At 71.9% G+C, this 13,421-nt stretch carries 12 protein-coding genes and 1 pseudogene; 1 reads left to right on the forward strand and 12 read right to left on the reverse strand.

The window, feature by feature from the left end:
• Positions 1-61: 61 nt before the first annotated feature.
• Positions 62-1,249, forward strand: coding sequence for a class I SAM-dependent methyltransferase (locus MRBLWH7_RS09840; protein ID WP_342001638.1), 1,188 nt, complete (start codon positions 62-64; stop codon positions 1,247-1,249).
• Between the two features lie 128 nt (positions 1,250-1,377).
• Here the strand turns inward: MRBLWH7_RS09840 and MRBLWH7_RS09845 are convergent, their stop codons facing one another.
• From MRBLWH7_RS09845 to MRBLWH7_RS09900, 12 genes and pseudogenes are all read right to left on the reverse strand, one after another.
• Positions 1,378-1,959: a hypothetical protein gene (locus tag MRBLWH7_RS09845; protein ID WP_342001640.1), complete on the reverse strand. Its 582-nt coding sequence runs from the start codon at positions 1,957-1,959 to the stop codon at positions 1,378-1,380.
• Entirely contained in the window at positions 1,956-3,023 is a 1,068-nt protein-coding gene (tsaD, locus tag MRBLWH7_RS09850; RefSeq protein WP_342001642.1) for a tRNA (adenosine(37)-N6)-threonylcarbamoyltransferase complex transferase subunit TsaD, read from the reverse strand. The genes MRBLWH7_RS09845 and tsaD overlap by 4 nt, the downstream gene beginning before the upstream one ends.
• Entirely contained in the window at positions 3,020-3,634 is a 615-nt protein-coding gene (gene rimI / locus MRBLWH7_RS09855; protein WP_342001644.1) for a ribosomal protein S18-alanine N-acetyltransferase, read from the reverse strand. The genes tsaD and rimI overlap by 4 nt, the downstream gene beginning before the upstream one ends.
• Positions 3,631-4,290, reverse strand: a complete 660-nt coding sequence (gene tsaB, locus MRBLWH7_RS09860; RefSeq protein ID WP_342001646.1) for a tRNA (adenosine(37)-N6)-threonylcarbamoyltransferase complex dimerization subunit type 1 TsaB — start codon at positions 4,288-4,290, stop codon at positions 3,631-3,633. The genes rimI and tsaB overlap by 4 nt, the downstream gene beginning before the upstream one ends.
• A gap of 190 nt (positions 4,291-4,480) precedes the next feature.
• Positions 4,481-4,993 (reverse strand): tRNA (adenosine(37)-N6)-threonylcarbamoyltransferase complex ATPase subunit type 1 TsaE, encoded by a 513-nt coding sequence (tsaE, locus tag MRBLWH7_RS09865; RefSeq protein WP_342002007.1) that lies wholly within the window; start codon positions 4,991-4,993, stop codon positions 4,481-4,483.
• Positions 4,994-5,168: 175 nt separating this feature from the next.
• Positions 5,169-6,293 (reverse strand): alanine racemase, encoded by a 1,125-nt coding sequence (gene alr, locus MRBLWH7_RS09870; RefSeq protein WP_342001648.1) that lies wholly within the window; start codon positions 6,291-6,293, stop codon positions 5,169-5,171.
• A gap of 128 nt (positions 6,294-6,421) precedes the next feature.
• Positions 6,422-6,769 (reverse strand): annotated as a pseudogene (locus tag MRBLWH7_RS09875) (holo-ACP synthase); the annotation flags it as partial.
• A gap of 106 nt (positions 6,770-6,875) precedes the next feature.
• A complete protein-coding gene (gene glmS / locus MRBLWH7_RS09880; protein ID WP_342001650.1) occupies positions 6,876-8,726 on the reverse strand; it encodes a glutamine--fructose-6-phosphate transaminase (isomerizing) in 1,851 nt (616 codons plus the stop codon).
• A gap of 350 nt (positions 8,727-9,076) precedes the next feature.
• Positions 9,077-10,030: a type I pantothenate kinase gene (coaA, locus tag MRBLWH7_RS09885; protein ID WP_342001652.1), complete on the reverse strand. Its 954-nt coding sequence runs from the start codon at positions 10,028-10,030 to the stop codon at positions 9,077-9,079.
• 144 nt (positions 10,031-10,174) lie between these two features.
• Positions 10,175-11,803 carry a tripartite tricarboxylate transporter permease gene (locus tag MRBLWH7_RS09890; protein WP_342001654.1) on the reverse strand — a complete coding sequence of 543 codons (1,629 nt, stop codon included), beginning with the start codon at positions 11,801-11,803 and terminating at the stop codon, positions 10,175-10,177.
• A gap of 16 nt (positions 11,804-11,819) precedes the next feature.
• Entirely contained in the window at positions 11,820-12,407 is a 588-nt protein-coding gene (locus tag MRBLWH7_RS09895) for a tripartite tricarboxylate transporter TctB family protein (RefSeq protein WP_342001655.1), read from the reverse strand.
• Positions 12,404-13,420 (reverse strand): tripartite tricarboxylate transporter substrate-binding protein, encoded by a 1,017-nt coding sequence (locus MRBLWH7_RS09900; protein WP_342001657.1) that lies wholly within the window; start codon positions 13,418-13,420, stop codon positions 12,404-12,406. The genes MRBLWH7_RS09895 and MRBLWH7_RS09900 overlap by 4 nt, the downstream gene beginning before the upstream one ends.
• Position 13,421 lies beyond the last annotated feature (1 nt).

Here is a 13,421-nt window from a genome sequence, read left to right on the forward strand (position 1 = left end):
TTGGGGGTTTCGGGATGCGGTCCGGGCTATCCCCGGGGCGGCGGCGCCGTAGGCTCGGCGGGTGGAACTCTCCGAACTCGAAGCGCTCCTGACGCCCGAGGGCCTGCGTCTGCTCGACGCGATGCCGCCTGTGGACTCCTCCGACGACGTCGCGCGCACCGTGACCCGACTGCGCCGCGACGGCCACTCCCCCGACCTCGTCTCCGCGGTCGTCGGCCAGGCGCGGCTGCGCACACGCGGGCGCGCGAAGTTCGGCGATCTGGCGGAACGGATGCTGTTCACCCGCGCCGGCCTCGAACAGGCGACGCGTCTGCCGATCGCGGCCCGTCACGCGGCACGGTTCCGCGACGCCGGGTTCACGCGCGTCGCCGACCTCGGCTGCGGCATCGGCGGTGACGCCCTCGGTCTCGCCGGGCTCGGCCTGCGCGTGACGGCCGTCGATGCCGACGCGGTGACCGCCGGCATCGCGGCCTACAACCTCGCGCCGTTCGGCACCGACGCCGAGGTGCGTCTGGGCACCGCGGAAGACACCGACCTCGACGGCATCGACGCCGTGTGGCTCGACCCGGCCCGCCGCACCGCCGGGCACTCCGAGACCGCCCGCACGCGCCCCGAGGACTGGTCGCCGTCGCTCGACTGGGTCTTCGACCTCGCCCGGCGCCTGCCCATCGGCGTGAAGCTCGGTCCCGGGCTCGACCGCGATCTCATCCCCGACGACGTCGAGGCGCAGTGGGTCAGCGCCGACGGGTCGACCGTCGAGCTCGTGCTGTGGTCAGGAGCTCTGGCGCGCAGGGGTGTCCGCCGCGCCGCGCTGGTCATCCGCGGCGATCAGGCGCACGAGCTGACGGCCGAGACGGATGCTGCGGACCAGCCCACCCGCGAGCTCGGCGCCTTCCTGCACGAGCCCGACGGCGCCGTCATCCGCGCGCGCCTCATCGGCGACGTCGCCCGTACGCTCGAGGCGGGGATGCTCGACGAGCACATCGCCTACCTCACGTCGGACGCCGCCCTCACCTCGCCGTTCGTCTCGACCTTCCGCGTGCGCGAGGTGCTGCCCGCCGACGAGAAGGCCCTCGCGCGGGCGCTGCGCGAACGCGACATCGGCCGCCTCGAGATCAAGAAGCGGGGCGTGGACGTCGACCCCGCGGCCCTGCGCCCGCGTCTGAAGCTGCGTGGCTCGGCCTCGGCGACGCTCCTCCTCACCCGCATCGGCAGCCGCCGCACCGCCATCCTCGCCGACCGCGTCTAGCCCCGCCCGCCGCCCCGCTTCATGCTGTTCACTTGCGCTATGTGCGCCCGAACGCGACTTTGACGTACGTGTAGCGCAAGTGAACCGATAAAGGGACCGCCGACACGGGTGCATGCGGCCGCCGCCGGTCAGCCGATGATGTGGGCCTGCGCCGCCGCGTAGAGGAGCCAGCCGGCGCTGTACAGGATCGACAGCGTTCCGAGCACGATCGCCCACACGGCGACGGAGCGGTTCTCGAGCGGGCGTCGGAGGGCGATGATGGCCGACACGACTGCGACCAGGCCGATCGGGAACCCCCAGCCGACGAACATCGACACGATGAGCCCGACGATCGCGAACGCGAGCGCCCAGCCCGCGAGCCCGCGGTGGAACCCCGAGTCCGTCGCCGTCCACGACGTGTCGTCGGCAGTGAAATCGCCGCCCGGCTCGGCCGGTGCGGTCTCCACGGTGACGGCGACCGGTGCCGTCGGCAGCCGCAGGAACCCGCCGCGATGCGCCCCCGGCAGCGGTGAGGCGTCCTGCGCGGGCTCGACGTCCGGCGACACCGGCGTCACGGTCGGTCCCCCGGGATCCTCTGGTCGCCCCGCGGAGGGCACGCCCGCGCCCGCGGTCGAGGCGCCCGGCGCATCCGCAGACGCCGGATCGACATCGGCCGGATCAGTGTCGGGCGTCCCGTCCTCGCCGGGGCGCGGCATCCGTTCGTCCGTCATGCCGACTCCGCGACCTGGATCTCGGTGACGGGCAGTGTCGAGTCGGCGCCGAACTCGAGGGTCGACGGCTCGCGGCCCGACATGATGAGCTCGGACGTCAGCGCCGCGATCATCGCGCCGTTGTCGGTGCAGAGCGACAGCGGCGGGATGCGCACGGTGACGCCCTCCTCCGCGGCACGTTCGAGGGCCACCTCCCGCAGCCGGCGGTTCGCGATCACACCGCCGCCGAGCAGCAGGCGGGGCACGCCGTGGTCCCGGCAGGCGGCGAGTGCCTTGGTGACGAGCACGTCGACGACGGCCTCGCGGAAGCTCGCGGCGACGTCGGCCACGGGCACCGCCTCCCCGAGAACCTCGCGCTGCTCGACCCAGCGGGCGACCGCGGTCTTCAGTCCCGAGAACGAGAAGTCGTAGCGGTGCTTCGCCATGTCGCTCGCGCGCGACAGCCCGCGCGGGAACGGGATCGCCTTCGGATCACCGGATGCTGCCGCCCGGTCGATCTCCGGACCCCCGGGGTAGGGCAGCCCCAGCAGCCGAGCCACCTTGTCGAAGGCCTCGCCGGCGGCGTCGTCCATCGTCTCGCCGAGGAGCTCGACGTCGGTGGTGAGGTCCCGGACGAGGAGCAGCGACGTGTGCCCACCCGAGACGAGCAGCGCGACCGTCGGGTATTCGAGGGGCGGTGCCTCGGCGTCGAGGATGTCGGCCGCGATGTGGCCGACGAGGTGGTTCACGGCGTACAGGGGCTTCTCGAGCGACACCGAGAGCGCCTTCGCCGCACCGACGCCGACCATGAGGGCGCCCGCCAGCCCGGGCCCCGAAGTCACTGCCACGGCGTCGAGGTCTGCCAGTGCGACCCCCGACTCGGCGAGCGCCGCCTCGATCGACGGCTGCAGCGCCTCGAGGTGCGCGCGGGCCGCGACCTCGGGCACGACGCCGCCGTAGCGGGCGTGCTCGTCCATCGAGCTCGCGATCGTGTTCGACAGCAGCGTGCGGCCGCGCACGATCCCGATCCCGGTCTCGTCGCAGCTCGTCTCGATGCCGAGCACCAGCGGTTCGGCGCGGTTCATGTGCACACCCCTCCGTCCCAGGCGGCCGTGTCCCCGATCCGGAATCCGGACTTCGTGCCGGTTTCCGGGGCATCGGGGGCAGCCGCTCCGGAAACCGTGCGGTCCTCCGAATTCCGGATCCGGGATTCGACGGAAGGCGAGGACGGATGCTGCGCCCCGTGCCACCCGCGCAGGTCGAGCTTCATCACCACGGCGTCGACGTCGTCGGGCTGGTAGTACCGGGGCTTGCGCCCGATCTCGGCGAAGCCCTCCGAGACGTACAGCGTCTGGGCGACCGGGTTGTCGGCGCGCACCTCGAGGAACACGTCGGTGACTCCGCGCCGGGCGGCCTCCTCGAGAAGCGCCCGCAGGATCGCGCGACCACGACCGCGGCCCCGCGACACCTCGGCGATCGCGATCGTCTGGATGTCGGCATCCTTCGCGCCGGCGACAGCCCGCAGTCCCGCGTACCCGACGAGTCGGCCGGCCTCGTCGTCGACGACGTACCAGCCGTGCGGCGACGCGAGCTCTTCGCGCATCATCGCCTCGGACCAGGCGTCGGTCGGAAACGACGTCCGCTCGAGCATCATGATCGCCGCGAGGTCGTCGGCGGTCGCGCGGCGGAGCGTCACAGATTCACCCGCTTCGGCGCGCGCGGAACCGTCACGTCGGGCGAGCGGAGGTAGAGCGCGTCGGCGGGCCCGATCGTGCGCCCGGCGGCGAGTGCGCGAGCCGCGGCGAGCGCGAGCATGCCCGCGGGGATGCGGTCGGCGTCACGGCGTGCGGCCACGGCGCTCGCGAGCACGCCGTCGAGGTCGTCGCGGGGTGCGAGCGCGGGTTCCGTGACCCGCACGGGGAGGCCGTCATCGTCGAGCCCGCGGTAGAGCGTGTACGCGAACTCGCGTCGGCGCGCATCGGTCACGACGGCGAACGTCTCGTCGCCGGCATCCTCGTATCCGCCGGTGAGGGCGTCGTGGATGAGCAGCTCGAGGGCGACGGCGTCATGGCTCGGGACCGGCACGACCGGCACGCCTCGCCCGAGGGCGAAGGTGCGCGCCGCGGCGATGCCGACGCGCAGCCCGGTGAACGGGCCGGGCCCCATTCCCGCAGCGACATGCGTGATCTCCGAGGGAGAGACGGATGCCTCGGCCAGCGCCCGCCCGATCAGCGTGCCGATCACCTCGGCGTGGCCGCGGGGGTCTGCGCTCTCGACCTGCGAGCGGATCACGCCGTCCGGTTCGACCACCGCCACCGCGGAGCCGAGCGACGTGTCGATGCCGAGGATCACCCTTCCAGGGTAGTCGGCGCCCCGCACCCGGAGATCCGAGCGGCTCGGGCGCCTCCGCTCCTCATTTGGGACCAGGGCCGAGGTGAGGAGCTTCCCGCCGGGTCTCCGTCTGGATCTCGGGCGGGACCCTCGATTGAGGACGCGGGACCAGGAGCGCAGACGGACGATGGATGCCGCGGCCGCCGCCCGCTCAGGGGTGCCGGGTGATCTTCACCAGGCGCGGGGTGTCGGCGTCGAGGTCGGCCTCGTGGGCGAGGGTGCCGCAGGCGTTGTCGACGCCGTGGCCGTGCCACTCGCGCTCGAGCTCGACCTCCCACCACTGCTCTCGGAGACCGTCGACGAGTCCGCGGCCCCACTCCACGATGACGACGGAGCCGTCGAAGTCGATGTCGAGGTCGTCGAGCTCGGCGGCCGAGCCGAGGCGGTATGCGTCCACGTGCACGAGCGGCGCCCCACCGGAGAGCGACGGGTGCGTGCGGGCGAGCACGAACGTCGGGCTCTGGATGGGTCCGCGCACGTCGAGCCCCCGGCCGATGCCGCGGGTGAGGGTGGTCTTCCCCGCGCCGAGCGGACCGGTGAGCACCACCATGTCGCCGGGGTGCAGCATCCGTCCCATGTCCTCGCCGAGCGCCTCCATGGCCTCGGGCGAGGTGACCTCGCGCGTGCCGACCAGTGCGTCGAGTCCCTGGGGCTGCGTGTTCACGCCCGGTGCAACGCGCGGGACCTCGTCGTCGTTCCCGCTCGCGCTCACTTCGCCTCCCCCGTCCGCTGACCGTTTGCAGGATCGTCGAGGCGCGCGGGGCACAGCTCGCCCGGGAGTCTGCGAACGCGTTGCCCAGCCCCGCCGGACGGTCCTGCAAACGGTCGCACGAGGCGGCTCACTCCGACACCTGCCGGCGGGGCACGCGAGGTCCGACGCGCGTGACGATCTCGTAGTTGATGGTGCCGGCGGCGTCCGCCCAGTCGGTGGCCGACGGCACGCCCAGGGTCGGGTCGCCGAACAGCACCGCCGTCTCGCCCACGGCGACGGGCGCGTCGCCCACGTCGACGACGAACTGGTCCATCGCGATGCGGCCGGCGACGGTGAAGCGGCGTCCGCCGATCACCACGGGCCCGGCACCCGAGGCCTGGCGCGGCACGCCGTCGGCGTAGCCGAGGGGTACGAGCGCGAGCGTCGTGTCACGCTCGGCGCGGTAGTCGTAGCCGTACGACACGCCCTTGCCCGCGGGCACGCGGCGCACCGCGGCCACCGCGCCGCGCAGCGTCATCGCGGGACGCAGGCCGAGGTCGGCCGAGGTGCGGTCGTCGAACGGCGAGAGTCCATAGATGCCGATGCCGATGCGCACGCAGCCCAGGCGCGCCTCCGGCAGGTCGATCGCGGCGTGGGTCGCCGCAATGTGCCGCAGCGGCGGCGCGAGGCCGAGCGAGGCGGCGACGGCCACGCCGTCCTCGAACGCGCGCAGTGCGGCGCGGTCGTCCTCCGTCGAGGCGTTCGAGAGGTGGCTGAACAGCGCGATGACGCGCACCCGGCCGATCCGTTCGAGGCGCGCGGCCTCGGCGAAGACGACGCGGTAGTCCGCGGGTGCGATCCCGTTGCGCGAGAGCCCGGTCTCCAGCTTCAGGTGTACACCGACGGGACGATCGGCGGATGCTGCGGCCGCCGCCTTCTGCAGCTGCTCGAGGCTCGAGACGCCGAGCTCGATGCCGAGTGCGGCCGCCTCGGCGAAGTCCGCGCCCGGGGCGTGCAGCCACGCGACGATCGGGGCATCGATGCCTGCCCGGCGCAGGGCCAGCGCCTCGGTGATGTCGGACACGCCGAGCCGCGACGCCCCGCCCGCGAGCGCGGCGAGCGCCGAGCGCACCGCGCCGTGCCCGTACCCGTCGGCCTTGACGACCGCGATGATCTCCGACTCGGTGAGCCGGCGGAGGTGCCGCACGTTGTCCTCGATCGCGCCGACGTCGACTGTTGCCTCGCGCAGGGCCCCGGTGGGCAGGCGGCTCACGCGTCGGCTCCTTCGGCGCCGCCGGTGCCGCGGGACTCGCGGGTCTCGCGGGGCAGGGGATTCGCACCGGGACCGGGGACATCACCCTCGGTCTCGCGGAGAATCCCCTGGTTCGCGGGCCCCGGCACGGCCTCCGCGATGACGTACGCCGTCGCGAGGCCCGCGTCGTGCGAGAGCGACAGGTGCAGCGCGGTGATGCCCCGCTCGGCGACGACGGCCGCCGTCGAGCCGCGCAGCGAGAACACGGGACGACCGGAGGCCTCGGACGCGATCTCGATCTCGGTCCAGTGCACGCCGTCCGAGCCGCCCAGCGCCTTGATGAGCGCCTCCTTCGCGGCGTACCTCGCCGCCTGCGAGTGCGGCTTGAGCTGCTGCTCGGCCTCCGAGAAGAGTCGCGGCAGCAGCTGCGGGGTGCGTTCGATCGTCCGCTCGAACCGAGGGATGTCGACGATGTCGACGCCGATACCGACGATCATGTGGTCCTCCTGCGCGCTGCGGCCGCAGCATCCGCCACCCTATCGCGCGGCCCCGCAACCGCCGCCTGCCGCCCGGCAGGCGGGACGGATGCTGCCGCCCCGGCGCTTACTCGACCGTGACGGACTTCGCGAGGTTGCGGGGCTGGTCGACGTCGAGGCCCTTCGCCGTGGCGAGACCCATCGCGAAGATGTGCAGCGGAACCACCGCGAGGAGCGGCTCGAAGAACGGGCCGGCCAGGGGGATGCGGAGCACCTCGTCGGCCTTGGGCAGCACCGCGGCGTCCCCCTCTTCGGCGATCGCGATGACGCGGGCGCCCCGCGCCCGGATCTCCTCGATCGAGGAGATGACCTTCTTGTGCATCTCCGACGACTTGCGCGGGGACGGCACGACGACGAACACCGGCTGGCCGGGCTCGATCAGCGCGATCGGGCCGTGCTTGAGTTCGCCGGCCGCGAAGCCCTCTGCGTGGATGTACGCGAGCTCCTTGAGCTTGAGCGCACCCTCGAGCGCGATCGGGAAGCCGACGTGACGCCCGAGGAAGAGCACCGAGCGGGTGTCGGCCATCCAGTGGGCGAACTGCTCGATGCGCGGCTGCTCGCGCTCGAGGATCTGCGCGATCTTGGCGGGGATGGCCTCGAGCTCGCGCACGTGGTCGGCGGCGTCCGCCGCGGTGATCGCGCCGCGGACGCGACCGATGTGCAGGGCCATCAGGTACAGCGCCGTGATCTGCGCGACGAAGGCCTTCGTCGAGGCGACCGCGACCTCGGGGCCCGCGTGGGTGTAGACGATCGCGTCGGACTCGCGCGGGATCGTGGCGCCCTGTGTGTTGCACACCGACAGCGTCTTCGCGCCGTGCTCGCGGGCGTACTTGACGGCCATGAGCGTGTCCATGGTCTCGCCCGACTGGCTGATCGAGACGACGAGGGTGTCGGGGCCGATCACCGGGTCGCGGTAGCGGAATTCGTGGGCGAGCTCGACGTCGACGGGGATGCGGGTCCACTGCTCGATCGCGTACTTGCCCACCTGGCCGGCGTAGGCCGCGGTGCCGCAGGCGATCACGATGATGCGCGAGACGCCGGCGAACAGCTTGTCGAGTCCGTCGAGCTCGGGGATCACGACCTCGCCGTCGCGGACGCGGCCGCGCAGCGTGTTGGCGACCGCCTCGGGCTCCTCCGAGATCTCCTTCGCCATGAACGACGACCAGCCGCCCTTCTCGGCGGCCGAGGCGTCCCACGTGACCTCGAACGGCTCGACCTCCACCGTGTTGCCGGCGAAATCGGTGACGGTCACGGCGTCGGGGGTGATCGCGACGATCTGGTCCTGGCCGATCGCGAGGGCGTTGCGGGTGTGCTCGACGAACGCGGCGACGTCCGAGCCGAGGAAGTTCTCCCCCTCGCCCAGGCCGATGACGAGCGGCGAGTTGCGGCGCGCGCCGACGACGAGGCCGGGCTGGTCCTCGTGCATCGCGAGGAGGGTGAAAGCGCCCTCGAGACGGGAGACGACGGCACGGAAGGCCTGCTCGAGGTCACCGGCGCGGCGGTACTCGCGACCGAGGAGCACGGCGGCGACCTCGGTGTCGGTCTCGCTGCGGAAGGTGTACCCGTCCGCGATCAGCTCGTCCTTGAGCTCGGAGAAGTTCTCGATGATGCCGTTGTGGATCACGGCGAGCTTGTCGTCGTCGGCGAGGTGCGGGTGCGCGTTGCCGTCGGTCGGCCCGCCGTGCGTTGCCCAGCGGGTGTGTCCGATGCCGGTGGTGCCGTCGGCGAGCGGGTGGGCCGCGAGGTCGTCGCGCAGCACCTTGAGCTTGCCCGCGCGCTTGCGCATGCCCAGTCCGCCGTCGCCGTCGATCACGGCGATGCCCGCGGAGTCGTACCCGCGGTACTCGAGGCGCGAAAGCCCCGAGATCAGGACGGCCTGGCTCTGGCGCGGGCCCACGTATCCGACGATTCCACACATGCGGTCAATGGTAGGCGGGCGGTTTCGCAAGGAACCCTTACGAATAGAGATGCCCTGTTCACGGGCGAGAACGGATGCTGCGCCCCCGCCACCGCTCGGGCGTTTTGGCGACTCGCCAAGAAGGGCACCCACCGCGCCGCGTTCTTGGCGACCCGCCAAATGCCGCCGAGGGTCCTGTATTGGCGATTCGCCAAGAAGTGCGGCTGAACGCGCGGAATTCGGCGACTCGCCAAAAGGCCGCTGACGGCCGCGCCGACACGGACGGGCGCGCCGACACGGACGGGCGAGTTGGCGAGCGAAACGCCCGGACGCGGTCGCAACCCCTCGCCGCGGGGCACGCAGGCCGGGGGTCAGAGCTTGCGGAGGAGGACCGTCTCCACGGTGTGGTCGGCCGCCTTCTGCAGCACGAGGTTCGCGCGGTGGCGGGTGGGGAGCACGTTCTCCTCGAGGTTCGGCAGGTTGATCGTGTTCCAGAAGCCGAGCGCGCGCTCCACGGCCTCCTCGTCGGACAGCTTCGCGAAGACGTTGAAGAAGGAGCTCGGGTTGCTGAACGCGGCCCGGCGCAGGGCGAGGAAGCGCTCGACGTACCACTGCGCGATGTGCGCAGCATCCGCGTCGACGTAGATGGAGAAGTCGAACAGGTCGCTGACGGCGACATCGTTCGGGGTGGGCGGCGGCTGCAGCACGTTGAGGCCCTCGACGATGACGATGTCCGGGCGGCGCACGGTGACGACCGCGTCGGGCACGATGTCGTACCGCATGTGGGAGTAGAACGGCGCCTTCACCTCGGGAGCCCCGCTCTTCACCTCGGTGAGGAACGACACGAGCGCGCGGCGGTCGTACGACTCGGGGAAGCCCTTGCGATCCATGAGACCGCGGCGCTCGAGCTCGGCGTTCGGGTACAGGAAGCCGTCGGTCGTGACGAGCTCGACGCGAGGCGTTCCGGGCCAGCGCGAGGTGAGCTCGCGCAGCAGGCGCGCGATGGTCGACTTGCCCACGGCGACCGAGCCGGCGACGCCGACGATGAACGGGGTGGTCGAGTCCGCCTCGCCGAGGAACGCGGACTCCTCTCCGCCGAGACGCTTCGTCGACTCCGCGTACAGCGACAGAAGTCGCGACAGCGGCACATACACCTGCGCGACCTCGGCCATGTCGAGGCGGTCGCCGAGTCCGCGGATCTGCACGATCTCGGTCTCGGTGAGCGGCTGCGTCATGCCCGACGCAAGGCGGGCCCAGTCGGCGCGGTCGATCTCGCGGTACAGCGAGAGTGCGGGGGCGACAGCGGTCGCTTCGTCGGCGGACATCGCGCCCATCGTAGTCGGTGCCGCGAGGGCGGTGGATTCCGCCGGCCGCGGCGAGTCGACGCCCCGACCCGTCGGGGGGGGGAACGGATCGGGGCATCGCCGTCGGCGTCGCGGCATCGGAACAGATCCGCGCCGCGCGCCGAGTCATCCTCGCGTCGGACCGTCCGCCTCATCTCGGTGGTCGAGTTCGTGCGCGGCGGCGCTCCCGGGCACGAGTCCTGCCGTCTCCGCCGCGGCCTGCACCGCGATCTCGGACGTGAGCGCCTGCTCCATGGCCGCTTCGTACCGGCGGCGGCGCCGCTTGAGCCACAGGCCGCCGACGATCAGCACCGCCAGCACCCCGTACGCCACTGCGGCGAAGGGGTGCAGGAACAGCGACACGACATCGCCCTGGCTCTGCTGCAGCGCCTTGCGGAGGTACTCCTCCCCCATCGGGCCGAGGATCATGCCGACCACGAGCGGCGCGACCGGGTACCCGTAGCGGCGCATGAAGAAGCCGAGCACGCCGATCACCAGGAGGATGAACACGTCCACCGGCTGGAAGCTCACCGCGTACGCGCCGAGCGCCGCGAACGTCATGATGCCCGCATACAGGTACGGGCGCGGGATGCGCAGCACCTTCGCCCACATGCCGACGAGCGGCAGGTTGAGCACGATGAGCATGACATTGCCGATGTAGAGGCTCGCGATGAGCGCCCACACGAGCTCAGGCTGGTTCTCGAAGAGCCTCGGACCGGGCTGGATGCCGTACGACTGGAACGCGGTCAGGATGATCGCTGCGGTCGCCGTGGTCGGCAGGCCGAGCGTCAGCAGGGGCACCAGCACGCCCGCGGCGGCGGCGTTGTTCGCCGACTCCGGACCGGCGACGCCTTCGATCGCGCCGTGGCCGAATTCGCTCTTGTGCTTGGAGAGCTTCTTCTCGGCCGCGTACGAGAGGAAGGTCGCGACGTCGGCGCCGCCGGCGGGGATCGTGCCGATCGGGAAGCCGATGGCGGTGCCCCGGAGCCACGGTGCCCACGACCGGCGCCAGTCGTCGCGCTTCATGGAGTGCCGCCACGAGCCGCCGACCGGCGTCACCGGGATGGAGCCGTGGCGCAGCCGCGCCGCGACGTAGAACGTCTCGCCGACGGCGAAGAGTCCGACCGCGACGAGCACCACGTCGATGCCGTCGGCGAGGGGCAGGAGACCGAGGGTGTAGCGTGCCTGGCCCGACAGCAGATCGGTGCCGATGAGGCCGATGAACAGCCCGATGCCGAGCGACGACATGCCCCGCGCGACGGACGACCCGAGGAGGGCGCCGACGGTGATGAAGGCGACCACGATGAGCGCGACGTAGTCGGCCGGCCCGAGGCTCACGGCGAACTGCGCGAGCACCGGCGCAAGGAGCGTGAGCCCGACGGTCGCGATCGTCCCGGCGATGAACGAGCCGATCGCGGCGGTCGCGAGGGCGGTGGCGGCTCGTCCGAGCCGCGCCATCTTGTTGCCCTCGATGGCCGTGATGATGGATGCCGACTCGCCTGGCGTGTTGAGCAGGATCGACGTGGTCGAGCCGCCGTACATGCCGCCGTAGTAGATGCCCGCGAAGGTGATGAGGGCGGCCGTCGGATCGAGCGTGTAGGTGAGCGGCAGCAGCAGGGCGACCGTCATGGCCGGCCCGATGCCGGGCAGAACGCCGACGGCGGTGCCGACGAGCACGCCGAGGAACGCGAAGAGGAGGTACTGCGGCTGGAGCGCCGTCGCGAATCCCTCCAGAAGGAGCGAGATGTTGTCCATGTCCGTATCCGTCGCCTCAGACGAGGGGGCCGAGCCAGCTCAGCAGGGGACCGAGCGGCAGAGAGAGTCCGAGCAGCTCGCCGAAGAGGATCTGCACAGCGAGGCCGATGATGAACCCGATCACGAATCCGAGCCACCACCGCTTGGTGCCGAGCGCCCACGCGACGCCGCCGAAGAGGAGCGTCGCCGACAGCGTCCAGCCGATGTACTCGATCAGCAGCAGCTGCGCGAGCACGAGGGCCGCGATGATCGCCAGGGTCCGCCAGTCGGTGCGGGCGTTCGGGTCGGTGTCCTCCGACTCCTCGGGCGTGCCGAGGTGTCCGCGGATCACTCCGATGAGCACAGCCGTGCCGGCTACCAGCAGGATCAGCGACACGAAGATCGGGAAGACGGTCGGCCCGACCCGGGAGCCCGCGGGCACACGGATCGTGAACGCGCCGATCAGCGCGAACACGCCGAGCCCGATGACGAGGAGCGCGAAGACCAGCTCGCCCACGCGTCGCGACGAGCGCGACGGCGTCGCCACCGCGAGCGACGGCTTGGTGATCGGGGGCGGACCCCCTTCCGATCCGGAAGGGAGCCCGCTCGAGGCCGGGGTGCTCATCCCACGAGCCCGATGCTCTTCAGCGTGTCGGAGACCGAGGTGACGTTCTCCTCGATGAAGTCGTCGAACTCCTCCCCGACCAGGAAGGCGTCGGTCCAGCCGTTCTCCTCCAGGACCGCGGCCCACTCGCCGCTGTCGTGCATCTCGGTCATGAGATCGGTGAGCGCCTGAGCCTCGGCATCCGTGATGCCTCCCGGTGCGAGCACGCCGCGCCAGTTGGTCAGCACGACGTCGTACCCCTCGTCGACGAGCGTGGGGGTGTCAGGCAGCAGCGCGGCGGGCTCCTCCGAGCTCACGCCGAGGGCGCGCATGGAGCCGTCCTCGACGAACTCGGCGAACTCCGCGACGCCGGAGATCCCGGCATCCGCGTTTCCGCCGAGGAGCATCGTCACGGCCTCGCCGCCACCGGCGTTGGGGACGTAGTTGAGCTTCTCGATGATCTCGTCGGAGTCGAGGCCCGCCTCGGTGAGGAGCAGGCCCGCGAGGATGTGGTCCGCACCGCCCGCGGAGCCTCCGGTGACCACGACGTCCTGTCCGTTCTCGGCGATGTCGTCGACCAGGTCTTCGAGCGAGTCGTAGGGCGACTCGGCCGGCACGACCACGACGAGCGGCTCGTCGGTGAGCCGCGCGATGGGCGTCGTGTCCTCGATGCGGGTCGCCGACGCGTTGGTCTCGACGGCGCCGACCATCACGAGACCGGTCACCATGAGCGAGTACGGGTCCCGCTCGTTGGCGAACGACGCGAGGCCGACCGTTCCGCCGGCGCCGCCCTCGTTGGTGACGGGCGCGGCCGAGACGAGCTCCTCGCCCACGAGAACGTTGCTCATGGCCCGGCCGGTCTGGTCCCAGCCTCCGCCGGGGTCGGCCGGCACCAGGATGCCGACCTCTTCGACCGCGGCGGCCTCCTCTTCGCCCCCGCCGCCGCCGTCGCCGCCCCCGCCGGTGCCGGCCGTGCAGCCGGCGAGCGCCAGGGCGCCTGCGGCGATCATCGTGGGGATCGCGTATCTGCGCATT

Origin of the sequence: Microbacterium sp. LWH7-1.2, from assembly GCF_038397755.1 — a bacterium.
Classification (GTDB): Bacteria; Actinomycetota; Actinomycetes; order Actinomycetales; family Microbacteriaceae; genus Microbacterium.